The sequence below is a fragment of the Rosettibacter primus genome (assembly GCF_036860675.1).
GTDB lineage: Bacteria > Bacteroidota > Ignavibacteria > Ignavibacteriales > Melioribacteraceae > Rosettibacter > Rosettibacter primus.
In genome coordinates this window covers 690017-714589 of record NZ_JAYKGK010000001.1, presented here as the reverse complement: position 1 = coordinate 714589, position 24573 = coordinate 690017, and the positions used below count along the sequence as shown (strand labels likewise).

Here is a 24573-nt window from a genome sequence, read left to right as displayed (position 1 = left end):
AGTTTCGGTATAAAAAATTATAATAGATTATTTCATAGCTCTTTTAATATTAAAAATAGCTGCAATCAAAAATATAAAATTTGAAAACCAGGCAGTTATGAAAGGGTCTAAAATTCCATTTTTGCCGAATGCCTGACTTACTTTCATAAAAACTAAATAAATAAATGTTATCAAAAGATTAATTCCAAAATGTAGTGCAAGCCCGCCTTTTCTTCTTCCTGCTGAAATTGGTAAGCCAAATAAAACAACAATTACACTTGAAAATGCATATGCAATTCTTGATTGATATTCAATTTGAATTTGTGTCGGGTCGTTTCCAGTTCGTTTTTGTTCATTAGCTAATTCAGATAATTCAGGTAGTGATAGTTCCTCCGGCTTCCTTTGTTTCTTGATTACATCTTCCGGCAAAAAGTTTAACCCATAAAATTCTTTGACAACAAATTTTTCTATTGTTTCACTTGTATCGTTAAATGTTCTTTTAATTCCATTATAAAGTATCCAGCATGCCTTTGCAGTATCATATTTCATTCGAAAAGCATCAGTTCTTTCAATTAGTTTTGTTTTGTCTTTTGAATCAAATTCTTGAATGCTAACCTGATTTGCCTGGTCATTTGCTAAATCATAAATATTTATTGTTACTATTCTCGTTTTTGTATCCTGGAAATAAATGTTGCTTCCAAAATATACAATCCCTTTTTTCAAATGAGTTTGTTCGATAAAAACTTTGTGCTTATTTGCCAATGGAACAATGTATCCTCCAAAGTAAACAGAAAAAAGACTGATGACAAAAGCTGTAATAAAAAATGGAATAATGAAACGATAGAAACTAATTCCACCAGCTTTAATGGCAGTTAATTCATTTTGATTGGACAACTTACCAACTGTGAAAAGACTTGCAAGGAGAACTGCAACTGGAGTCATTAATCGAATAATTTCAGGGGTAAATACAATGTAGTATTGAACAATCATATTTGTGTCAACATTTTGGTCAATAAAATCCCCAAGCTTTTCCATCATATCAATTACAACAAAAAGTAAAGTAAAAGCAATCAAACCAAAAAATATTGATTGTAGAAATTGTTTTACAAGATATCGGTCAATTATTTTCATATTCTACTTCTGGTTTAAGCCATGATTCAGGAATATATTTTCTAATGAAACTAAAATCTAATGTAACTTTTTCTCTTGCACTTTTTATAGTTAGAATAATTCCAAGAATTCCTAAAAGAATATTTGCACTCCACATTCCCCAGAATGGAGATAAAAGTCCGCGGTCAGCTAATTTTTCGCCTCCAATTAAAAATGCCCAGTAGATTAAAAAGAAAACCAAACTTATTCCAGCTGCCATTCCAAATCCGCCTTTTCGTGTCATTGTGCCAAGTGGAGCTCCAATTAAAACAAAAATCAGGCATGCAAAAGGCAATGAATATTTTTTGTGGATTTCAACCCAATAACGATTAATTTCTTTTTTATAATAATCAATTCTATATAATGTGTTTAATATAGAACTTTCATCGGCTTTAATTCTTTGCTGTGCGCGTATGAAGATAAATTTTGAATAAAAATTCGGTTCAACATAATTTTTATTCAATTCATTTTTTTTGATTAAATCAGATATTTTTTTGTTCAGTTCATTTTCATATTGAGTAAGAAATACATTTAAGCTGTCAACAATTCTAAGCATTTCTTTAGCACCTAATTCTCTATCGCCTCTTGGTCCGCCAGGTGTGGATTGTTCGAATGTAAATTGTTCTGCAGGCATTGCAATTTTGTGACGCTGAAATCTTAATCTTCTGTATTCTATTGAATTCGTATTGTCTGTTTCATGAATTTCGCCGTTTGTTAAATCCATTATTAATTTTTTTTGATTCTTCGATAAATAAATTTTTCCTTTTGATGCAGTTACTATGTTGACTTTTGGCAATTCTGAATAATCATAAATAGTCAGATATTCTAATTCATTTGTGTGTGCATCAACTTTGCGGGCAAGAATTGAATAGTTTGGAACATCTTGAGAAAAAACTCCAGGTACAAGTGAAAGTGTGGGCTTTTGTCTTGATATATCTTCCATCAATAATCTTGCAGCATGATTTGCATCTGGATAAATGTGATTATTAAAATATATTAGCATTAATGCAAGGATTATGCTTGCTATAAATGGCGGTATCATCATTTTGTATAAACTAATTCCAGTTGCTTTTAATATTGCAATCTCATTATTCTGCGACATATTTCCGAAAGCCATTAAAACAGCAACAAGTACAGACATTGGAATTACAAGAACTACCATCCACGCTAAATTATAGATAATTAATTTGATAATAATCCAAATACTTAATCCTTTCCCAACTAATCTATCTGCAAATTTCATAAGGAACTGCAGTAGAAATATTGCTATCAATACAAATACAGAAAAGAAAAATGGGGCAATATGATTTTTTAATATGTATCTTATTAATATCATTTAAGTGAGCAACGAAAATTACTTTCTTAAATTTACCAACTTTATTCTGTAATTTGAAATTTGATTACTTATTAACTTGAATACCGATTAAATGCAGTGTAAATTTGAACACAGAAAATACTCAATTAATTTTATAAAATTTTAGGGGGTTTTATGGATGCAGTTCTAAATTATATAAATTCCAATTTCAATAATTATCTTAATGAATTAATCGAATATTTAAAAATCCCAAGCATAAGTACGCTTGAATCTCATAAAGAAGATATTAACAGATGCGCAGAATTTACAGCTAATAAATTAAAAGAAGCAGGAATGTCAAGAGTGGAAATTTTTCAAACAAATAGACATCCGATTGTTTATGGTGAATGGCTTGGAGCTCCAGGAAAACCAACATTATTAATTTATGGTCATTATGATGTTCAACCAGTAGACCCAATCGAATTATGGAATAATCCACCTTTTGAACCTGTAATAAATGATGGAAAAATCTGGGCTCGTGGCGCCAATGATAATAAAGGACAGCATTTTGTTCATATAAAAAGTGTAGAAGCATATTTTAAAACTTTTGGCTCTCTCCCATTAAATGTTAAATTTGTAATTGAAGGAGAAGAAGAAATTGGTAGCGAAAGTTTATACTCATTCATCAAGAATAATAAAGAAATGTTGAAGTGTGATGCAATTTTAATTTCTGATACAGGTATGTATGATAAAGGTATTCCTACTATAACTTATGGTTTACGTGGACTTTTATATACTGAAGTTGAAGTTGTAGGTCCCAAAGCCGATTTACATTCAGGCAGTTTTGGAGGTGCTGTTGCAAATCCAATTAATGAACTTGCAAAAATAATTTCTAAACTTCATGATAAAAATGGTAGAGTTACAATCCCAAATTTTTATAAGGATGTTTTAAAATTAACTCAGGAAGAAAAAGAAAATTTCAAACGACTCAAATTTTCTGATAAAAAATTTGCAAAAGAACTTGGAGTAAAAGAACTTCAAGGTGAAAAGGGTTATTCTACTTTGGAAAGACTTTGGGTTAGACCAACTCTCGATTGTAATGGAATAGTTGGTGGTTTTACAGAAAAAGGTGCTAAAACGGTTCTTCCTTCAAAAGCATCTGCAAAAATTAGTATGAGATTGGTACCAAATCAAAATCCTCAAAAGATATTTAAAGAGTTTTCAAGTTATTTAAAAAGTCTTGCCCCAAAGAGTATAAAAATTGATGTTAAAATGCTTCATTATGGATATCCAGTTTTAACACCATTAAACAGCAAAGCAGTTAAAGCAGCATCAATAGCACTATCAAAAGCATTTGGAAGAAAAACTGTTTTTACTCGTGAAGGTGGTTCAATACCGATTGTTGTAGATTTTATGAATCAATTAAAAGCTCCTGCAGTTTTAATTGGTTTGGGTTTGGACACAGATAATATTCATTCTCCAAACGAACATTTTCACATAGAAAATTTTGAAAAAGGAATTCTAAGTTCTACTTATTTTATAGATGAGTTTTCAAAGATTTAAGATAATCTAAAGAGGAATAAATGAATAAATACAATTTAATTTTATTATTTCCTCTTTTGTTTATTGCGTGCACATCAGGTAAAAAAGAATCTGGTGATGCAGCTACTTCAACTGGAAAGGAAAGAGAAATAAGAGAATACAATATTGATGTAGCAAAAGAACAAACTAAAAATAGATTTCCATGCGATACAATAGCATTAAAAGAATATATTATGGAAAATTATCCTCCAGGAACTTATTTAATGGAAAATGAACCTTCTACAATTTATGGCGTTCCTAAGAGTGCAGTAATTTATTTTAATGATGGCGCTAATTTTATTCTTGCTTTAATAGCTCGTTCAAAAGAATCAGAAAGATTTATTGAGAAAAAAAATGTTCAGGGATACGAATCAAGTTTTGTTACACTTGATAGCACAAAATTAGGAACTGCCTTTTTTTATTTAACGTTGTTTGAGTGCAAAGAGAATAATTTCGAAAAAATATGGGAAGCAGAAGTTCCTATTCACGGTGGATTTAGCAAAATGTCTATAAAAACATGGACACCAAAAAATATAAAATATGTTGAGCTTTTTTATGAAGATGGCATTATTTCAGGTCATAGAAAATATAATTTCTTTCTTGTTGATGGATGGCGTAAACCACCACATTTGCTCGAAACTTATACCGGTATAGTTCATAAGAGAACTTTAGCAAATATTAATAATGATAAGTATCCCGATTATTATGAATATAGATTTATTGAAGATTCAATGCGTATTCGAGTTCGGGATTCGATTCCTTTTTACTGGAGTGAAAAAAGGCAATTGTACATTACAGATAAAAATCCTCGTTGGTTTAGAAAATATTAATTTTGATATTGTTCGATCAATTTTACTAAAACTAAATAACTGATATTTTATCATTATTCAATTCATCAAAAATAAATCTGAGAGGATTTATGTATCAGGAGGAATATTCTGTGTTAAATGTAACTGAAATATTAAAAAGTAAATTCAAAAATTGTGTCTGTGATAATTCTTTAATAAAAGTAATAAACAATTTTAAGGAAGAATACAATTCACTTAGATATGGAGTAGGGATTAGAATATTTAATCCTGTTATTGTTCAACTGAAAGGAAAAGACACACTGGATTTTCTGCACAGAATTTCTACTAATGATTTGAAAAATATGCAGGCATTTGAGAAAAGAACTACTCTTTTCTTAAATGAAAAGGGAAGATTAATTAATAGAACTAATTTATTAAATATGAATGATTATTTTCTTCTAATTGTATTTCATGATAGTACAAAGAAATTAATTAATTGGATTAATAAATACATAATTACAGAGGAAATTGAAACTGTAGATGCTTCATCATCATATGTCTTAGCTGAAATTATTGGCCCTCAATCAGAATCATATTTAACTATGATTTTAAACGAACCATCTAATTCAATGAATGAACTGATTCAGTCATTAAATGAGAATAAAATTATAAGTATATCAAATGATAATTTGAAGTTCGATTTGTTTTTACATAAAGAAATAAATGGATTGGATATTTATAAAATTCTTTTAGAGAAAAAGTATTTAGAAAATTTCATCGATTATGTGCTTGACAATAAAAGTATATTTGACTTGAATTTTGTAGGAGAAGATGCATATCAGGTTTTTAGAGTTGAAATGGGCATTCCTGATGAATCTGAAATCAATCTAAATTTTAATCCACATGAAATAAATTTATTAAATGAAATAAGTTTTACAAAAGGTTGTTACATTGGTCAGGAAGTGGTTGCTCGACTTGAAACTTATGATAAAGTTCAAAGAAAATTATGCGGAGTTATTTTTGAAGAAGATGAAAATATTTTACCTGGTGAAATAACAGATTTAGAAGGTGAAGATGCTGGAATAGTTACAAGTGTTGTAAATTCTGAACTGTTAAATAAAAAAATAGGTTTAGCTGTCATAAGAAAAAAAATATTGGATAAACAAAATTTTGAATGTCTGTTGAATCAGAAAAAAATAAATTTAAAAATAGTAGCTCTGCCGTTTGAAAGATGAAAATCTATACTAAACAGGGAGATGGTGGTAAAACTTCGCTGCTTGGCGGCGAAAAAGTTTGGAAAGATAATCAACGAATAAAAGCATATGGCACAGTTGACGAATTAAATGCAATATTGGGAATTGTAATTACTGAATCTAAATCTGAGGAACTTATAAGAGAATTAAGAAGTATACAGAGCGAACTTTTTACTATTGGAGCAGATTTAGCAACCCCAAATAATAAGTCTGTTAAAATTGTTAGAACTGATGAAAATTTTACTAAAAGAATAGAAAACTTAATTGACAAGTACGATGAAAAACTTCCTGAATTAAAAAATTTTATTTTGCCTGGAGGTTCAAAAGCTGCATCATATTTACATTTAGCAAGAACAGTTTGTAGAAGAGCAGAAAGAGAAGTAGTTTCATTGATAAAAGAAGTAGAAATTAATCCACAAATTGAAGTATATTTGAATCGGCTTTCGGATTTATTATTTGTTCTTGCAAGGTATGAAAATTATATTAATGGTATAGAAGATATTAAGTGGAATCCTTGAAATAATAGCAGCCCCAGATTAAATATAAAGTTTGGGGGTGACGTGGTTTCGACGGGGTTACTGGTTCTTTGAACTGCGCACCGTGTTCACCGTAGACACGTTAAACGACGGTAAAAAAATAAATGGCGAATATAACTACGCATTAGCTGCTTAATTAAAAACAGCAGCCGCTCTTTAAATCCTTTCGTATCAGGATTTAACAGAGCGTCGTCAATGATACGATAGCCAAGTCAAGTGTCCGTGTAGACAAGGCGAAATTCTAACGGAATAGTCCTGTTAAAATCTGTCTGTCGATGTTAACAGGGCGAAACTTAAAAGACAGACTATGTGCGTAGACGTTCATTGAAAGGTAACTTCGGACCGGGGTTCGACTCCCCGCACCTCCACCAAAATTTTATTTAGCTACTAAGCCAATTTTTTTTAATATCAAACCTAAACTCAAACTTCAGAAAAATTATTCTTCCCATAACTAAAATTTTCATCATCTTATATCAATCTTTTAATCTTAATATGTGTCACTAAGAGTTTCTGGTTAAAAAAAATTTGAACTTCTTCTTTTTAATGTGAGTTAAATCAACTGTTAGTTAATAAAAAATTAGGTATCCAAATCTATATTGAATATTTAATATAAACTAATTAAGTTCCAATTAAAGTTAATGTATTAAGTTATATAGCAAACATTCGATAATCATAAAAAAGAAATTATTGTACTGTAAAAAATCTTCATATAAAATTCTGGGGGTTACATGGTAACTGTCCAGATAATCTATAATCTCTCAGTTCTTGTTGCAGCCAGTGTGATTTCTAATTTTCTTGATGTAAGATGGAATAGAAATACCTTAACAGGCAAAATTCTACAAGGTATTACTTTTGGTTTTATATCAATTCTTGCAATGTTAAATCCATTTGTCTTATCGAAAGGAATTATTTTTGACGGACGCTCTGTAGTTCTAAGTTTATGTGCTTTGTTTTTTGGAAATTTATCCGGAATAATTGCTGGATTTATGGCTATTGTAACGAGAATTTATATCGGTGGCGGTGGAGTTTTAATGGGGGTTTCGGTTATTACCACATCTATAATTGTTGGATTAGTATTCCATTTATTAAGGAGAAAAAATAAAATTCAGCTAAGTAATCTTAATCTCTATTTATTTGGTATTGTTGTTCATACATTGATGATTATATTAATGATTTTGTTACCAAAAGGTTATACTTCACAGGCACTTCAAACTGTCGGTCTGACTGTAATTATTTTCTATCCTATTGCAACTGTACTTATAGGGAAAATTCTTTTAGACCACGAAATTAATTTGAAGATAAATAAAGAATTAAAGGAAAGTGAATCAGTAAATCGCGCAATTCTTGAAGCTATTCCCGATATTGTTTTTTTAATTGATAAGAATGGAAATTTTTTAGCATATAAAACTTACTCTACAGATGAATTATATGTCCCCCCGGAAGAATTTTTAGGCAAAAATATTAAGGAAGTATTGCCTCCATTTCTTGCTGATATAACTATGGCGAATATCCAAAAAGCATTAAGTAAAAAAGAAATGCAAGTTTATGAATATGATTTGCAAATGCCTGACGGGATACAATTTTATGAAGCAAGAATGTCACCGGGCATTTATGATAATGTTGTTGTTGTAATAAGAAATATAACAAACCAAAAATTGTTTCAAGAAAAACTTCTTAAGAGTGAAAAGAAATTTTCAACATTGTTTCAAAAAACTTCCGTTCCAGTAGAATTATTGAAATTTCCTGAATTACAATATGCAGATGTGAACTTAGCCTGGACTGATTTATTTGGTTTTTCAAAGGAAGAAATTATTGGTAAAGATGCAATTGAAATAGGAATAATTAAGAGTAAAGAAACTATAAGTTTTTTAGTAAATGAAATTAAACTTAATAATCATATTAAAAATTATGAACAAACTTTAATTACAAAAACAGGAAATCAAATAATTGTTTTATCTAATAGTGATGTTATTGAAATTGATGGTGCAGAATATCTTTTGACTTCACTTCAAGATATTACTTTACTAAAGAAATCAGAAGAAGAGATTAAAAAATTGAATAGAATTTATGCTGTACTTAGCGATATTAATCAGATGATTGTAAGAAAAAAAAATAAACAAAAAATATTTGATGAAGCATGCAGAATAGCAGTAGAAATAGGTTTGTTCAAATTAGCATGGATAGGAGAAATCAATCAAACTAATATGAAAATAATCCCTGTATCTATTTATGATGAGAGTAAAGAATATTTTCGCCAGCTGGAAGCTGCATTCGAGCAAGAACAATTCATTCAAAGTCAATTAGCTGAAACAATTGGCTCAAAGAAATATAAAATTATTAATGATGTCGAATTACTTCCAATGGAAAAAATTGCTAAAAAGTATAATCTAAAATCAGCAGCATTTTTCCCAATTATCGTAGCCGATAAAGTTGTTGCGATTTTATGTTTTTATTCAGATGAAAAAGATTTTTTTGATAATGTAGAAATAAAATTATTGAATGAATTAGCAACTGATATTTCATACGCACTTTCTGCAATAGATAATGACCTTAAAAGACAGGAAGCAGAAAACAAGGTAAAAGAAAATGAAAGATTTTTATCAACATTGATTGATAATCTTCCAGGCTTTATTTACAGATGTGCCAATGATAAAGATTGGACAATGTTTTACATCTCTCGTCAGTGTGAAGAAATAACCGGATATAAGCAAGAAGAATTTATTAATAACAATGTTATAGCTTTCAATGATATTATTCATCCTGCATATCAGCAATTATTGTGGAATGAATGGCAAAAAATTCTTAGTCAAAGAAAATACTTTGAGTATGAATACCCAATAATTACCAAAACAGGAGAACTAAAATGGGTTTGGGAAAGAGGAAGAGGTATTTTTTCTGAACAGGGAGAATTGCAATATCTTGAAGGTTTTATAACTGATATAACTAAACGTAAATTATTGGAAACTATGATTAAAGAAGAAGAAGAAAAATTGCGACTGCTTGTAGAGGGCACATCATACTTTTTCTTCTATACACATGATACAGAAGGTAGGATAACTTATATATCTCCATCTGTTGAACAGATTACTGGTTACAAAGTTGAAGAATGGCTCAATCAGACTCACTGGTTTGTCACTGATTCCCCAATAAACTTACAGGCAAGAGAAAATACAAGAAAAATGCTTAGAGGTGAAAAGTGTCAATATCCAGTCTATCTTGAAATTAATAATTCAAAAAATGAAAAAATTTTACTTGAGGTTTATGAAGTACCTTATTATAAAGATGGAAAGATAGTCGGATTACATGGAATTGCCCGAGATGTAACGGAACAGAAAAGAGCTGAGGAGTTATTAAAGAAAAGTTATGATAGATTAAATAGAGCTGAAATAGTTTCTAAATCAGGTAATTGGGAACTAAATCTTAATACTAAAAAAATCTCGGCTTCAAAAGGAGCAGCACTAATTTATGGGATGGATGTTGAAGAAGTAAATTATGAAGATATTAAAAAAGTACCTTTGCCAGAATATAGAACTCTTCTTGATAATGCACTAAAAAATTTAATTGAAAATGATATTCCCTATGATGTTGAATTCAAAATTAAAAAAGTAGATACAGGGGAAATTCGAGATATACATTCGGTTGCTTTTTATGATAAAAGTTCAAGAATTATATTTGGAATTATACAAGATATAACCGAAAAGAAAAAATTAATAGAGGAATTAATTGAAGCAAAAGAAAAAGCAGTTACATCCGAGAAAATTAAAACTAATTTTTTAGCACAAATGTCACATGAAATAAGAACACCAATAAATATTATCATGGGAAATTTGTCGTTGCTAAAAGAAGAATTGTGTAAAAATTTAGATGATGAAATTTGCGAATTATTTGATGGTATTGAACTTGCCAATAAAAGAATAATGAGAACAATTGATTTAATTCTGAATGTCTCAGAACTACAAACAAAATCATATGAGCCAATTTTTAAAGAAGTAGACCTCGGGAAAAATATTTTACCTTCGTTATATGAAGAACATAAATTACTTGCGGAAAAGAAAAATTTGAAATTCATTTTGAATAATAAAATAAAAGATGCAAGAATTATAGCTGACGAATACAGTATAACACAAATTTTTGCAAATCTGATAGACAATGCACTTAAATATACTCAAGCAGGTGATGTAGAAATTAATTTAGATAAAAATGAAAAAGGAGAAATCTTTGTTGAAGTGAAAGATACCGGAATTGGTATGAGTGAAGAATTTATGCAACATATTTTTGAGCCTTTTAATCAAGAAGAACAGGGATATTCCAGATCTTATGATGGAACGGGTTTAGGCCTTTCTCTTGTGAAAAGCTACTGTGAAATAAATAAAGCAAAAATAGAAGTGGAAAGCAAAAAAGGTGAAGGAACCACCTTTCGAGTAACATTTTGCAAAGATTAATTTAAACCCAGCGTTTAATAAATAATAGCTCGCAATATTATAAAATGCCTACAATAAAAAATCATGCCAGTTAACCTTTTTCGTTGCATTCAGTTCTTTATTGCCTTAAATTTGAAAGCGTTATGAATAAGTTTTTGTCTACAAATATTTTGTTTACAAAATTAACAGCAGCAGGTAACGATTTCATTTTATTCGATAGAAAATTAAATCCATCTATTGAAATAAATGGGGATTTTATTCAAAAATTATGCAATAGAAGAACAGGAATTGGGGCCGATGGGGTGTTGTTAATTTCTGATTCATATAATTACCCATTTGAATTGGATTATTTTAATTCTAATGGAACAACAGGTGTTTTATGTGCCAATGGTGCAAGGTGCGCTTTAAGATATGCCTATTTAAGTGGAAGAATAAACAAAAATAAAGTCGAATTTTTAGTAAATGGAATTCAATATGCCGGGGAAATCCTGGATGATAAGCTGGTTAAGTTTTATCTAAATGAACCCAAAAAAATAAAGGTAAATTTTAAGATAAAGGCTGCAGAACAATTGATAAATGCATCCTATGCGGATACAGGTGCTCCGCATGTTGTTATTAGAATTTCAGACATCCTAAAAAATTCTAAACGGCTCGATTCAAGTTATAAGGATATTGATGAAGTCCCTGTTTATAAGATTGGACAAGAAATACGATATTCTCGAGATTTTGAGCCTGATGGCACAAATGTTAATTTTATTGATGTTCAAGAAGATGTTATTAAAATTAGAACTTATGAAAGAGGGGTTGAAGATGAAACATTGGCTTGCGGAACCGGAAGTGTTGCAGCAGCCTTAATTTCATTTATTAATTATAACATTAAACCGCCAATAAAATTAATTACAAGAATAGGCGAAACTTTTGTAGTTGATTTTAATGTTGAAAATAAATCGTTTATGAACCTGTCATTGACAGGTCCAGCAATAGCAGTTTATAAAGGTGAATTATTAATTAATTGAGGAATACATGAGTAAAGTAATTTTTTCAATTCGTTATAATATTTTTCCTGAAAAAAGAAATGAATATCTTGATATCGTTCGAGAGCTTAAAACTTTAGTAAAAGCAGAAGGTCTGGAAAGTTATTCTGTTTATGAACAAAAAAATAAACCAAATAACTTTGAAGAAGTTTATATTTTTTCTTCAGAAGAAGCCTTTGAAAATTTTGATGATAATCAAGATGAACGAATTGATATTTTAATGACAAAGCTTTCTGATTTGATAAAAGAGCAAACAACTCAATATACGACATTAATTGAGGTTAACAACTGATAAAAAATCAAATCAGAATAACTACCTGCCTTTATTAGAAAGGTAAAATAATGTTTGAATATACAGGTGCAATACATGTGCATTCTATTTTTTCTGATGGCTCTGGTGATGTAAACGAAATAGCAAGATATGCTGCAGAATCAGGTCTTGATTATATTATTTTAACAGACCATAATACTTTACGCGCACTTCACGAAGGTTATGAAGGCTGGTATGAAAAAACTTTTCTTCTTGTAGGATGCGAAATAAATGATAAAGAAAATAAAAATCATTTATTGGCATTTAATATTAACGAAACTTATTCTACCAGACTTCCTGCCAAAGAGTATGTTCATAAAGTTAGGGAAGCTGGGGGACTTGGATTTATTGCACATCCTCATGAAAAAAGAAATTCTATGGAAAAACATCCTCCATACCCATGGACAGAGTGGGATACAAATGAATTTACTGGAATTGAAATCTGGAATCATATGTCTGTTTGGATGGAAGGATTAACTGAAGAAAATAAATATAATTACTTCATTCATCCATTAAAGTCAATTTCGCCTCCTCCTCAGGAAACTTTAGACTTATGGGATAAACTTAATTTAAGTAGAAGAGTTGTTGGGATTGGTGGAGTTGATGCTCATGCTCACAAAGTAAATTTACTTGGATTTTTTGAAGTAGAAGTTTTTCCCTATAAAGTAATGTTCAGGTCAATTAGAACAAATATTTTAGTTGAAAAGGAGTTATTACCGAGTAATGATAAAAATGAAACAAAAAAAATTATATACGAAGCTCTTGAGAACGGAAGATGTTATGTGGCAAATTATTATTATGGTGATTCAAAAGGATTTCAATTTTATGCTGATGATGGAATCAAAACATATCAGATGGGAGATTCAATTCCATTGAATAATGGAATTAAATTGAGGATTTTACTCCCTAATCAAACAGCAGATATTAGATTAATTAGAAATGGCAAAATTATTGAAAACAAAAATGCTTCAGAATTGGAGTTTCATGTTGCTATATCTGGAGCTTACAGGGTGGAAGTTTATCTCAATGGGAATCCATGGATTTTTTCAAATCACATTAGAATTGGTCTATAATATTTGCTAAATTTCACGCCGAATTTTTTGAAAATTTCATAAAGAGGTGAACGTGTTAGAAAAAAAGAAAAAAATTACCAAAAAAGAAATTAAACAAGATACCTTAGTTACAACATATTACAAAGTTTACAATTTCTTTTTAGAATATCAGGCAAAAATTTTGATTGCCTTAGCAGTTGCAGCATTAATTGTGGTATCAGTTATTATTTATTCTAATAAGCGTTCAAGTGATAATTTAACAGCAGCAAATTTACTCTCAAAAGTAATCCCGCTTTACGATGCGGGTCAATATCAACAAGCAATCGAAGGTATTAAAGCTCAAAATATTGTTGGGTTGAAGAGTATTGTAGAAAATTATGGAAATACAGAGCAGGGAGAAACAGCAAGAATTTATCTGGCCAATTGCTATTTGTTCCTTGGGAAAATAGATAGTGCATATGAAATGTTCAAAGATTATGATGGTTCTAATCCTATATTAAAAGCAGCTTCTTTAGCTGGACAGGCTTCATACTATGAGACTAAAAAAGAGTATGAAAAGGCTGTAGATGCTTATAAAGATGCAGCAAAAATATCAAAAGAAAATCCTTTGAACGCGGACTATTTGCTTAAAGCAGGCATTAATCTTCTGAAGTTAAATAAAAAGGCAGAAGCAAAATCAATTTTTGAAATCATTAAAAAAGATTATAAAAATTACCAGGAAGCAAGAGAAGTTGAAAGATATTTAATTCAAGTTGAAAGTTGATTTTAATTAATATACTTGATTTTATTACAAGTGCTGAATATATTTTCATTACTTAAGGGAATAAATTTAATGGAAAGCATGTCATATTTAAATAAATGTACATTTACTGTTTATTACCTTTCATCAAAGTTCATAATTTATAATATCTCTTCTGCAAGATTATAAAAATTTTAAAACTAAAATAAGAATCAATATGGATATTAATTTAATCAAGAAGCTAATTAAAATTGTAGAACAAAGTGAAATCACTGAATTTTCTGTTCAAGAAGGTGATTTGAAAATTAAGATATCAAAAAATTCGCACGCTGGAACTCAAGCAGTATTTCAGCAGATGCCTGCTGTAATTCCAGAAATGATAACCAAAGTTCCGGTAACTAACACAATTCAAGAAGAACCAAAATTACTGGAACCAAAGGAAGAGAAGAAATCAAACTTACATGAAATCAGATCCCCAATAGTTGGAACATTTTATAGAGCACCAGCACCGGATGCCGACCCATATGTTCAGGTAGGAGATATTGTTTCACCAGGAATGGTTTTATGCATTGTAGAAGCAATGAAATTAATGAATGAGATTGAGAGTGATGTGAACGGTAAGATAGTAAAGATACTTGTCGAGAATGCCACACCTGTAGAATATAATCAGCCTCTTTTTTTAATTGAAACTATGTAGATTGTCTAACTTTTTTTAGAGGTTATTTTGTTCAAAAAAATTTTAATAGCCAATCGAGGAGAAATAGCATTAAGAATTATCCGCACATGTAAAGAAATGGGGATAAAAACCGTTGCTGTTTTCTCCGAAGCTGATAGAGAATCTTTACATACAATTTTTGCTGATGAAGCTATCTGTATTGGACCTCCCCCCAGTTCAGAAAGTTATTTAAAAATTCCAAATATAATTTCTGCTGCTGTTATTACTGGTGCCGAAGCAATTCATCCAGGTTATGGATTTTTAGCAGAGAATGCTGACTTTAGTGAAATATGTGCTGAGTCTAATATTAAATTTATTGGACCATCAGCAGATTCCATAAGAAAAATGGGGGATAAAGCATTTGCAAAAGAAACCATGAAAAAGGTTGGTGTTCCCGTGGTGCCAGGGAGTGATGGTGTTGTCAGAGATATTGCAGAAGCAAAAAAAATTGCAAAGGAAATTGGTTATCCAATTATGCTTAAAGCTTCAGCAGGCGGTGGTGGCAAAGGAATGAGAATTGTCTGGGAAGAAAAAGATTTACCAAAATTATTTCAAACAGCAAGTGCAGAAGCTGAAGCAGCTTTTGGTGTGCCAGATTTATACATTGAAAAATATATTGAAAATCCTCACCATGTCGAAATTCAAATTTTGAGTGATAGGCATGGTAATGCATATCACTACGGCGAACGTGATTGCTCAATTCAAAGAAGACATCAAAAACTAATTGAAGAATCACCTTCTCCAATTATTACTCCTGAGGTTCGTGAAAAAATGGGCGAGGCTGCTCTCAAAGGTGTTCGAGCTGTAAATTATGAGGGAGCTGGAACTGTCGAATTTATTGTTGATAAGAATCTTAATTTCTACTTTATTGAAATGAACACAAGAATTCAGGTTGAACATCCAGTTACAGAAATGGTAAGAAATCTTGATTTAATTAAACAACAAATTTTGATAGCTGCTGGTGAAAAAATTGCTGACCCACCATTAGAACCTCGCGGACATGCAATCGAATTTAGAATTAATGCAGAAGACCCTGAAAATAAGTTTAGACCAAGTCCAGGAAAAATTGAATATTTACATTTCCCGGGAGGATTTGGTGTGAGGGTTGATTCTCATATTTACAATGAATATGTAATTCCACCTTATTACGATTCTTTAATAGCAAAATTAATTGTATGGGGAACAGATAGAAAACATGCAATTAATCGCGCTCGTAGAGCTTTTGAAGAGTTTACTGTAGAAGGAATTAAAACTACTATACCTTTCCATAGAAAAGTTTTAGAACATGAAAAATTTATTGAAGGGGATTTTGATACTTCTTTTATAGAAAAATACTTAAACAATATTAAGAGGGATTTATGAACATACCCGATAACTTAAAGTACACAAAAGACCATGAATGGATTAAAGTTGAAGGTAAGATTGCATTTGTAGGTATTACCGACTTTGCTCAAAGTGAGCTTGGTGATATTGTATTTGTTGATATAAAACCCGACTTAAGTGAAATCAAAATGGGAGAACCATTTGGCACAATTGAAGCTGTAAAAACTGTAAGTGATTTATATGCTCCTGTTGATGGCAAATTGCTTGAAATTAATCCTAAAATTAATAGTGAACCTCAATTAATTAATTCTGACCCTTATGGTGAAGGTTGGATTATCAAGATTGAGTTAACTAATCCCGAACAATTAAATGTACTGCTTGATGCAGAAGCTTATAAAGCACAGTTAGCTTGACAGAGTTAGTAAATTGTCTGATGGCAATTGAACTTATGACTCATCAACATAAGATATTAATTCTTGATTTTGGTTCACAATACACGCAATTAATTGCACGTCGAATTCGTGAATTAAATGTTTATTCTGAAATCCATTCTAATAACTATCCTGTAGAAAAAATAATTAGTGAAAAGCCTCGCGGTATAATTCTTTCTGGTGGACCAATGAGTGTCTATGACGAAGGAGCTTTAACAATTGATAAAAAAGTTTTTGAAATTGGAATCCCGATACTTGGAATTTGTTATGGAATGCAGCTAATTGCTAAATACAATAATGGAAAAGTTGATGCAGCTAAGAACAGGGAATATGGGAAAGTTCACATACAGATTTTACACGAAGACGAATTGTTAAAAAATGTTGAGAATAATTCAATTGTGTGGATGAGTCACGGAGACTATATTACTAAAATGCCTGAAGATTTTATTGTAACTGCAAGAACAGATAACACTCCAATTTGTGCAATCTCAAACACAACAAAAAAAATTTATGGTATTCAATTTCATCCTGAGGTAGCACACACCAAAGATGGTAAAAAAATAATTGAGAATTTTTTGTTCAATATTTGTAATTGTAATGCAGATTGGACAGCAGGGAATTTTATTCAATTATCCATTAATGAAATAAAAGAAAAGGTTGGAAATAAAAAAGCAATTTGTGCACTTAGCGGCGGTGTAGATTCTTCAGTTGCAGCTGTATTGGTTCATAAAGCATTAAAAGAAAATTTAATTTGCATTCATGTTGATACTGGTTTGATGAGAAAAAATGAAAGTGAAAATATAGTTAAATTATTTCGTGATAATTTTAATATAAAATTGATTTTTATTGATGCATCAGAATTATTTCTCGAAAGATTAAAGAATGTTGTAGACCCAGAACAGAAAAGAAAAATTATAGGTAATACTTTCATAGAAGTATTTGAGAAAGAAGCAAAAAAAATTCCCGATGCCGAATTTTTAGTTCAGGGAACACTTTATCCAGATGTAATTGAATCTGTTTCAGTAAAAGGTGCTTCAGTTACAATTAAAACTCATCATAATGTTGGTGGTCTACCAGAAAAAATGAATTTAAAATTAATTGAGCCTTTCCGAGAATTATTCAAAGATGAAGTTAGAGCTATTGGGAGAGAACTTGGTTTACCAGAGATGTTTATTAATAGACATCCATTCCCGGGTCCCGGACTTGCAGTTAGAGTTTTAGGAGAAGTAACAAAAGAAAGACTGGATTTGCTAAGGGAAGCTGATGATATTTTTATTAACCTTTTGCACGAAGATGGATATTACGAAAAAATATGGCAGGCTTTTGCTGTGTTGCTTCCAGTGCAAAGTGTGGGAGTAATGGGGGATGCAAGAACTTATGAAAATGTTTTAGCTTTAAGAGCTGTATCATCTACTGATGGGATGACAGCCGACTGGTTTCGTTTCGACCATGATTTTTTAGAAAAAGCAGCAAATAAAATTATCCGTTCAGTTAAAGGAATTAATCGTGTGGTTTATGATATAAGTTCAAAACCACCCTCAACAATTGAATGGGAATGAAATGTCGAAGGTAAAAGAATTACCTGTTGACGACCGTCCAAGAGAAAAATTAATTCTAAGAGGGGCGCAGAGTTTATCTGATGCGGAATTAATTGCCATCTTACTTAGAACTGGTACAAAGGGACAAAATGTAATTCAGATTGCACAAAGTTTAATCAGCAAATATGGTAATCTGAATATTTTATCAATGCAAACAATAGATGCAATAAAAAATTTTCCGGGTATCGGAAAAGATAAAGCCGCTACACTTATTGCAGCATTTGAAATTAGTCGAAGAGCTGATGCTCAGAAAAAATGGTTTTCAAATAAAAAAATTACATCACCTTCCGATGTTGCAGAAATTTTTATTCCATTATTAAGAGATGAAGTTAAAGAAAAATTTTATGTTTTATGCTTGAATACTGCAAATAAAATTATCAAAAATGAACTGATATCAATCGGGAATTTGAATTCGAGTGTAGTTCATGCAAGAGAAGTATTCAAAGTTGCAATTGAAAATAATTCTGCCAATATAATTTTGTTACATAATCATCCAAGTGGAAATCCAGAACCAAGCCGTGAAGATATTTCATTAACAAAAAAATTAGTAGAAGCTGGTAAGCTACTTGAAATTCAGGTTTTCGACCACATTATAATAGCAGGGAACTATTATACCAGTTTGGTTGAAAAAAGGTTAATTTAATATAAAGTTCCTTGAATTATTATCTATTTACTTCCTTTTATAAAGAAAATAATTATATTTGAAATGAATTTTAAGAGGTTTGTTTTATACATTATAAATTAGTTCATTAAAATCGAATTCTAAAAATTCATTACTCACAAATTAAAAGGAGATGCATATGGCAAATATTAAAAGAATCCTTAGCAGCGGGCTTATAATAGCCTTATTTGTTGGCATGCTTAGCGTGACTGGCTGCAGTGGTGTATCTGAAGAACAAATGGCTGAATTAGAAGCTCTTCGTTCCGAAGTAAAAGCACTTGAAAAAGAAGTTAATTCTTTGAAGAGTGAAAAAGCTGCCCTCGAAAGAGAAATTGCTGAGAAGAATGCTAAGCTTGATGAATGCGCAAAAGCAAAGGCAGAGACCAAAAAGAATCTCGAAAAACTCGGTTTATAATTCAAAAAGTTTAATAATCAAAAAAGGAGGAATAGATGAAAGTTTACAAATTTTTATTGACAATTACAGCTTTAATACTCCTCTCGGCTAACGTTTTTGCGCAACAGCAAGAATTGACTAAAGAGGAGTGGCAGAACGAAATTAATCGTCTTACAGAAAGAAAAGCTTCGTTAACAACAGAACTAAATGCTCTTAAAAAAGAAGTTGCTGACTTAAAAGCTACAAGTGAAAAATTGCAATCTTATGATGATTGTATGAAGGAATTATACGCTATGGTTGGTGCATCTTCAAAAGCTGACATAGATAATTTTAGAAATCAACTTGATGCATTAACAAAGAAAATTGACAACAAAGAAGCTCCAAAGGCTGATCGACAGGCAGAATTAGATGCAATGAAGAAAAATAAAATTTCTGCTCTTCCAGAATTTTTTGATAAGGTTCATAACCAATTGCAAAGAAAACTTGATGCATGGGTTGAAGCTCCAAAAGAAATTAATTATACAGTTGTAAAAGGCGACTGCCTGTGGAATATTGCTAAAAAGAAAGAACATTACGATAATCCATTCGCATGGCCTATAATTTATAAAGCTAATAGAGATCAAATTAAAAACCCAGATTTGATTTATCCAAAACAGGTATTTAAGATTCCAAATTTGACTGAAGAAGAAAAAGCAAAGTATGATAAGATTAGAAGAAATTATAAACCAGCTCCGCCAACACAAACACAGTCTGCTAAATAATTGGGTGATAATTTCAAAAGGTGTTAGATAATTTTTTCATAAAGCCCTTTTCATTTATTAATGAAGAGGGCTTTTTTTATAATTAAGGAGGTAGCTACGCAAATAGAGAAGCAATTAAAATTAGAAAATGTCGATTTAATATCTTTGCTGGGGTACAGAGATTCTAATCTCAAGCCTCTCGAAGATAGATTTTCAAGCAATATTATTGTGCGTGGAGATAATGTTATTATTCAGGGCGTGGAAGAAGAAGTAAATGCAATTGAAAAAGTTTTTAAGGAAATGATTTTTGTCCTTAATACAACAGGCAAACTTCAACCAAATGATGTTGAAACAATTATAGATTTAACACTTCAGGGCAAAGAAATTATTAGTGAAAATGAATATGATAATATTGTTTTGTATTCAAAGAAAGATGTTATAAAAGCTAAAACTCAAAACCAAATCAATTACATAAAAAGCGTAAAAGAAAATGATATTTGTTTTGCTATTGGGCCGGCAGGAACCGGTAAAACATATCTTGCTGTAGCTCTTGCAATTGCTGCATTAAAAAAAGGAATTGTAAAGAAAATAATTTTAGCACGACCAGCAGTTGAAGCCGGTGAAAGTTTGGGTTTTTTGCCTGGCGACCTTAAAGAAAAGATTGACCCATACCTAAGACCACTCTATGATGCACTTGAAGAAATGCTCCCAGCAGAACAGTTAAGAAATTATATTGAGAAAGGAATTATTGAAATAGTTCCACTTGCTTACATGAGAGGCAGAACACTTAATAATGCTTATGTAATTCTTGATGAGGCACAAAATGCAACCGGTATGCAAATGAAAATGTTTTTGACAAGATTAGGCCCAAATTCAAAAGCAATTATAACAGGAGATATTACTCAAATTGATTTACCATCCTATTCTCAAAGTGGGTTGGTTCAGGTTAAAGAAATTCTTAAAGATATTGAAGGCGTTAGTTTTGTTTATTTTGATAAGTCAGACGTAGTTCGTCATAAACTTGTGAAAGATATTATAGATGCTTACGAAAAGCATTATAATGGTACTAATACTTCAAAGGAATAACATCCTCTTGTGAAATAGATAATCCTTTTATTGTAGTGTAAGATTACTAATTAATCTATAATTAAAATCGTAAACGTAATCCTTTCGTTATAATTATAGTAGGTCTCAAAAGTATAGCCTGCCAAAGTTAAAATTTAGAACTTAGTGATGAATAAAGTAACATTTAATATATCTTATAATAAAGCCTTATATAAAAGTAATTTTTATTATAATCCTTTTTGCAAATAGAATGGAAGAATGCTACTATTTTTAAATGGATATATTGTAATAATTATAAAATAATTTCGTAAAAAGTTCTTGACAATTAAAATAAAATTTGGCAAGTTAAGTTATCAATTAAGTAAACAATGACTTTATTGTTCTAATTTTATCTTATCTTTTTCACATTTATTATTTAATTGAAAACAAAGTTTATAAAGGGAGATAAGAGTATGAAGTTAAATTTCATTAAAAGTGGTTTATTAATGTTATTATTTACTTTTGGGATAATAAACGCTCAGGGTAATTTAAGAGGTTCTGTTACTGATTCACTTACAAATGAAAGTTTGATTGGTGCAAATGTGTTTTTGTTAGGCACTTCTTTAGGGAGCGCAACAGATATTGAAGGTCAATATATTATTAACAGAATCCCAGAAGGCACATACAAAGTGAAAGTTTCTTATGTTGGCTATAAACCAAAAGTTTATGATGTCGTTATACAAAAAAATAAAACAGTTATATTCAATTTTAAATTAGTACCTGATGTTATAGAAGGAACTGAGGTAATAATTACTGCTCAAGCAGTTGGTCAAGCTGCAGCTATTAACCAACAATTAACTTCGAACACAATTATTAATGTTGTATCTGAGGAAAAGATTAAAGAATTACCTGATGCGAATGCAGCAGAATCAATTGGCAGACTTCCAGGGGTATCTATACTTCGTTCAGGTGGCGAAGCTAATAAAGTAATTTTGAGAGGATTAAGTGATAAATATACATCTGTAACAATTGATGGAATTAGGATAGCATCAACTGATGCAGATAGCCGTGGTTTAGATTTAAGTACAATTTCTCAAAGTTCACTCGCAGGAATTGAACTTTATAAAGCACTTACCTCAGATAAAGATGCTGATGCTATTGCAGGGAGTATAAATCTGGTAACGAAAAAGGCTCCATCTCTTAGAGAAATAAACGCAGTATTAAAAGGCGGCTATAATAATGTAATGAATTCTGCAAAGCAGTACGATTTTTCTTTTAAGTATGGAGAAAGATTTTTTAATGACATGCTTGGAGTCAGAGTTAATGCAAATGCCGAAAGCAAAATTAGAAGTAACGAAAAATACGACCTTGACTATGACCAAACTATAAATAATCAAACTGATTATGCAATTAATAATTTTACACTTGAATTTACTGATGAGATTAGAACTCGTAATGGTGGTGGAATTATGTTCGACATTAATACACCTGATGAAGGAAATATAAAAATTAATAATGTCTATAATAGTACTAAACGAGATTATATTATTCATTCAAGAGACTATCCATCGGGAGGCGGAGTTGGCGGAACTGTAACATATTCATTCAGAGATAGAGAACAGGAAATTAAAACATTCAACAGTTCTATTGCCGGTGAAAATAATTTGCTTGGACTTAAGTTAAACTGGGGATTATCTTATGCTCAATCAGAAGCTGATTATCCATTTGATTACAGTATAGATTTTCATGAACCTTCTAATGCTGGTGTTTCCGGTATGGCAAATACTCCAAGTTTGAAATCTAACCCGGAAAAATTAATTCCTTTTGCTTATAATAATTTTAGAACAGCTACTCTATATGAAGCTTATTATTATACACAAAGAAACTTTGAAAAAGAAAGAACTGCTTTTCTTAATGCTTCAAGAAATTATATGATTGGAAATTTAATGTCAGGCGAATTTAAATTTGGAGCTAAATATAAAATTAAAAGCAGGTCAAATGTTACAACTTCACAATATGCCCCATATTATTTAGGTTACTGGCAGCCATATGAATTAACAGCCGATGGGAAAATACAACCAAAAAATTTAAGCGGAACTTTGTTCGATGCTTTCTATCAAAGATATTTGCAAAACCCTCTTAATAATACATTAGCATTTATTGAATTTCTCGACGATACCCCAGCTTCAAGAGATTTATATGCTTCTTACAAATTATATCCTTTAATTAACAGAGATAAAATGCGTCAATGGTATGAACTGAATAAAAATGGAATAGATAAAAATGGTGTTAAAAGAGAATATAATTTAGACCCGTCAAATCAAGCTAATTATTACGATATATCGGAAAGTGTTTCTGCTGGTTATATAATGAATACACTCAAAATTGGACAGAACATAACTTTCATTGCTGGATTGAGAATTGAAAGAGAAGATAATGATTACAAATCAAAATATTCTCCGAGTCAAATTGGTGGATTCCCGATTCCTCTTGGTGTAACAAAAGATACATCTTCAAACTTCACTCAAACAATTTATTTGCCGAATTTTCATCTTAATATTAAACCCACAAACTTTATGAGCATCCGAATTGCAGCCTATAAAGCTTTAGCAAGACCAGATTTTAATATGAGATTGAGTAAATATTTTGCATGGCGTCCTGCTCAAGTTGGTATTGATAAACAACTGATTGTTGGTAATCCAATATTAAAAACTGCACAAGCTTGGAACTATGAAATTAATACATCATTCTTTGGAAATGATATTGGTTTAATTTCAATTTCTGCATTCTATAAAGAGATAAAAGATATGTACCATATGCTCAATAGAATTAATACTACTGGTGATACTTTGTTTCATTATCTTGGCTTGAGTTGGAAAACACTTCACAGTGGCAGTTATGCTTTAACAGTTCCTTATAATTCGCCTAAACCAACAAAAGTATGGGGATTTGAATTTGAGCATCAAATTAATTTTACATTTTTACCCGGATTTTTACGAAACTTTGTCTTAAGCTATAATGCATCACTTGTTCGTTCTGAAACCTGGCTTATTGGTTCAAAGACAGATACTACTTTTGTTGAAAAAGAAATTTTACCCGGGATAAAAATAAAAGTCCCACAATATTCAGAACATGCAATTGAAGTCAAACAACAATTGGAAAATCAACCGGAATTTTTTGGAAACATAGCCTTAGGTTATGATATTGGTCCTGTATCTGCCCGTATCTCATTGTTCCATCAATCAGAATATAATCTATCATTTTCACCAAGTGGAAGAGGAGATGTTATAATAAATCCGTTTACAAGATTGGATTTTGCTCTTAAGTATCAATACAATGATAATATAGCAGTTCTTCTGAATATTAATAATTTGACAAATATTAAAGAAGAAAATTTGATATATAACCGCGTAAATGGCTATAAAATTCTAAATACAAGTGAGCGTTACGGATTAACAGCTGATTTAGGGATTAAAATAGATTTATAATTTATTAAACCATATATGGATTATAAAAAACATATTATCCATC

20 protein-coding genes and 1 other RNA gene are annotated in these 24573 nt (G+C 30.6%); 19 read left to right on the top strand and 2 right to left on the bottom strand.

Annotated features, from left to right (window positions below; genetic code table 11):
* Window positions 1–27: 27 nt before the first annotated feature.
* Both VJY32_RS03025 and VJY32_RS03020 read right to left on the bottom strand, forming a co-directional pair.
* Window positions 28–1110: an LptF/LptG family permease gene (locus tag VJY32_RS03025; protein ID WP_353676397.1), complete on the bottom strand. Its 1083-nt coding sequence runs from the start codon at window positions 1108–1110 to the stop codon at window positions 28–30.
* Window positions 1097–2464: an LptF/LptG family permease gene (locus VJY32_RS03020; protein WP_353676396.1), complete on the bottom strand. Its 1368-nt coding sequence runs from the start codon at window positions 2462–2464 to the stop codon at window positions 1097–1099. The genes VJY32_RS03025 and VJY32_RS03020 overlap by 14 nt, the downstream gene beginning before the upstream one ends.
* 153 nt (window positions 2465–2617) lie before the next feature.
* On the opposite strand from VJY32_RS03020, the gene VJY32_RS03015 reads away from it, so the two are divergent.
* The 19 genes from VJY32_RS03015 (at window position 2618) to VJY32_RS02925 (ending at window position 24530) form a co-directional block, all read left to right on the top strand.
* On the top strand, window positions 2618–3985 hold the full coding sequence (locus tag VJY32_RS03015; protein WP_353676395.1) for a dipeptidase: 1368 nt from the start codon (window positions 2618–2620) through the stop codon (window positions 3983–3985).
* A gap of 20 nt (window positions 3986–4005) precedes the next feature.
* Entirely contained in the window at window positions 4006–4833 is an 828-nt protein-coding gene (locus tag VJY32_RS03010; protein WP_353676394.1) for a hypothetical protein, read from the top strand.
* Window positions 4834–4943: 110 nt separating this feature from the next.
* The gene (gene ygfZ / locus VJY32_RS03005; RefSeq protein ID WP_353676393.1) at window positions 4944–6026 is read left to right on the top strand and encodes a CAF17-like 4Fe-4S cluster assembly/insertion protein YgfZ; all 1083 of its coding nucleotides are present in this window, start codon (window positions 4944–4946) and stop codon (window positions 6024–6026) included.
* Window positions 6023–6562 (top strand): cob(I)yrinic acid a,c-diamide adenosyltransferase, encoded by a 540-nt coding sequence (locus tag VJY32_RS03000; protein ID WP_353676392.1) that lies wholly within the window; start codon window positions 6023–6025, stop codon window positions 6560–6562. Before ygfZ ends, VJY32_RS03000 begins: the two co-directional genes overlap by 4 nt.
* A gap of 33 nt (window positions 6563–6595) precedes the next feature.
* Window positions 6596–6951, top strand: a transfer-messenger RNA (tmRNA) gene (gene ssrA / locus VJY32_RS02995).
* 357 nt (window positions 6952–7308) lie between these two features.
* Entirely contained in the window at window positions 7309–11022 is a 3714-nt protein-coding gene (locus tag VJY32_RS02990; protein WP_353676391.1) for a PAS domain S-box protein, read from the top strand.
* Between the two features lie 122 nt (window positions 11023–11144).
* Window positions 11145–12017: a diaminopimelate epimerase gene (gene dapF / locus VJY32_RS02985; protein ID WP_353676390.1), complete on the top strand. Its 873-nt coding sequence runs from the start codon at window positions 11145–11147 to the stop codon at window positions 12015–12017.
* 7 nt (window positions 12018–12024) lie between these two features.
* On the top strand, window positions 12025–12327 hold the full coding sequence (locus VJY32_RS02980) for an antibiotic biosynthesis monooxygenase (protein ID WP_353676389.1): 303 nt from the start codon (window positions 12025–12027) through the stop codon (window positions 12325–12327).
* 50 nt (window positions 12328–12377) lie between these two features.
* Window positions 12378–13418 (top strand): CehA/McbA family metallohydrolase, encoded by a 1041-nt coding sequence (locus VJY32_RS02975; protein WP_353676388.1) that lies wholly within the window; start codon window positions 12378–12380, stop codon window positions 13416–13418.
* A gap of 52 nt (window positions 13419–13470) precedes the next feature.
* The gene (locus VJY32_RS02970; RefSeq protein WP_353676387.1) at window positions 13471–14160 is read left to right on the top strand and encodes a tetratricopeptide repeat protein; all 690 of its coding nucleotides are present in this window, start codon (window positions 13471–13473) and stop codon (window positions 14158–14160) included.
* A 193-nt stretch (window positions 14161–14353) separates the two neighbouring features.
* Complete coding sequence (gene accB, locus VJY32_RS02965) at window positions 14354–14833, top strand: acetyl-CoA carboxylase biotin carboxyl carrier protein (protein WP_353676386.1); 480 nt, start codon at window positions 14354–14356, stop codon at window positions 14831–14833.
* A gap of 27 nt (window positions 14834–14860) precedes the next feature.
* Window positions 14861–16213 carry an acetyl-CoA carboxylase biotin carboxylase subunit gene (gene accC, locus VJY32_RS02960; protein ID WP_353676385.1) on the top strand — a complete coding sequence of 451 codons (1353 nt, stop codon included), beginning with the start codon at window positions 14861–14863 and terminating at the stop codon, window positions 16211–16213.
* Window positions 16210–16587: a glycine cleavage system protein GcvH gene (gene gcvH / locus VJY32_RS02955; RefSeq protein ID WP_353676384.1), complete on the top strand. Its 378-nt coding sequence runs from the start codon at window positions 16210–16212 to the stop codon at window positions 16585–16587. The genes accC and gcvH overlap by 4 nt, the downstream gene beginning before the upstream one ends.
* 20 nt (window positions 16588–16607) lie before the next feature.
* Window positions 16608–18164 (top strand): glutamine-hydrolyzing GMP synthase, encoded by a 1557-nt coding sequence (guaA, locus tag VJY32_RS02950; RefSeq protein ID WP_353676383.1) that lies wholly within the window; start codon window positions 16608–16610, stop codon window positions 18162–18164.
* A gap of 1 nt (window position 18165) precedes the next feature.
* The gene (radC, locus tag VJY32_RS02945) at window positions 18166–18846 is read left to right on the top strand and encodes a RadC family protein (protein ID WP_353676382.1); all 681 of its coding nucleotides are present in this window, start codon (window positions 18166–18168) and stop codon (window positions 18844–18846) included.
* A 157-nt stretch (window positions 18847–19003) separates the two neighbouring features.
* Window positions 19004–19279, top strand: coding sequence for a hypothetical protein (locus VJY32_RS02940; protein WP_353676381.1), 276 nt, complete (start codon window positions 19004–19006; stop codon window positions 19277–19279).
* 35 nt (window positions 19280–19314) lie between these two features.
* Window positions 19315–20019 carry a LysM peptidoglycan-binding domain-containing protein gene (locus VJY32_RS02935; RefSeq protein ID WP_353676380.1) on the top strand — a complete coding sequence of 235 codons (705 nt, stop codon included), beginning with the start codon at window positions 19315–19317 and terminating at the stop codon, window positions 20017–20019.
* 60 nt (window positions 20020–20079) lie between these two features.
* On the top strand, window positions 20080–21084 hold the full coding sequence (locus tag VJY32_RS02930; protein ID WP_353676379.1) for a PhoH family protein: 1005 nt from the start codon (window positions 20080–20082) through the stop codon (window positions 21082–21084).
* Window positions 21085–21515: 431 nt separating this feature from the next.
* Window positions 21516–24530 carry a TonB-dependent receptor gene (locus VJY32_RS02925; protein WP_353676378.1) on the top strand — a complete coding sequence of 1005 codons (3015 nt, stop codon included), beginning with the start codon at window positions 21516–21518 and terminating at the stop codon, window positions 24528–24530.
* The last annotated feature ends 43 nt before the right edge of the window (window positions 24531–24573 follow it).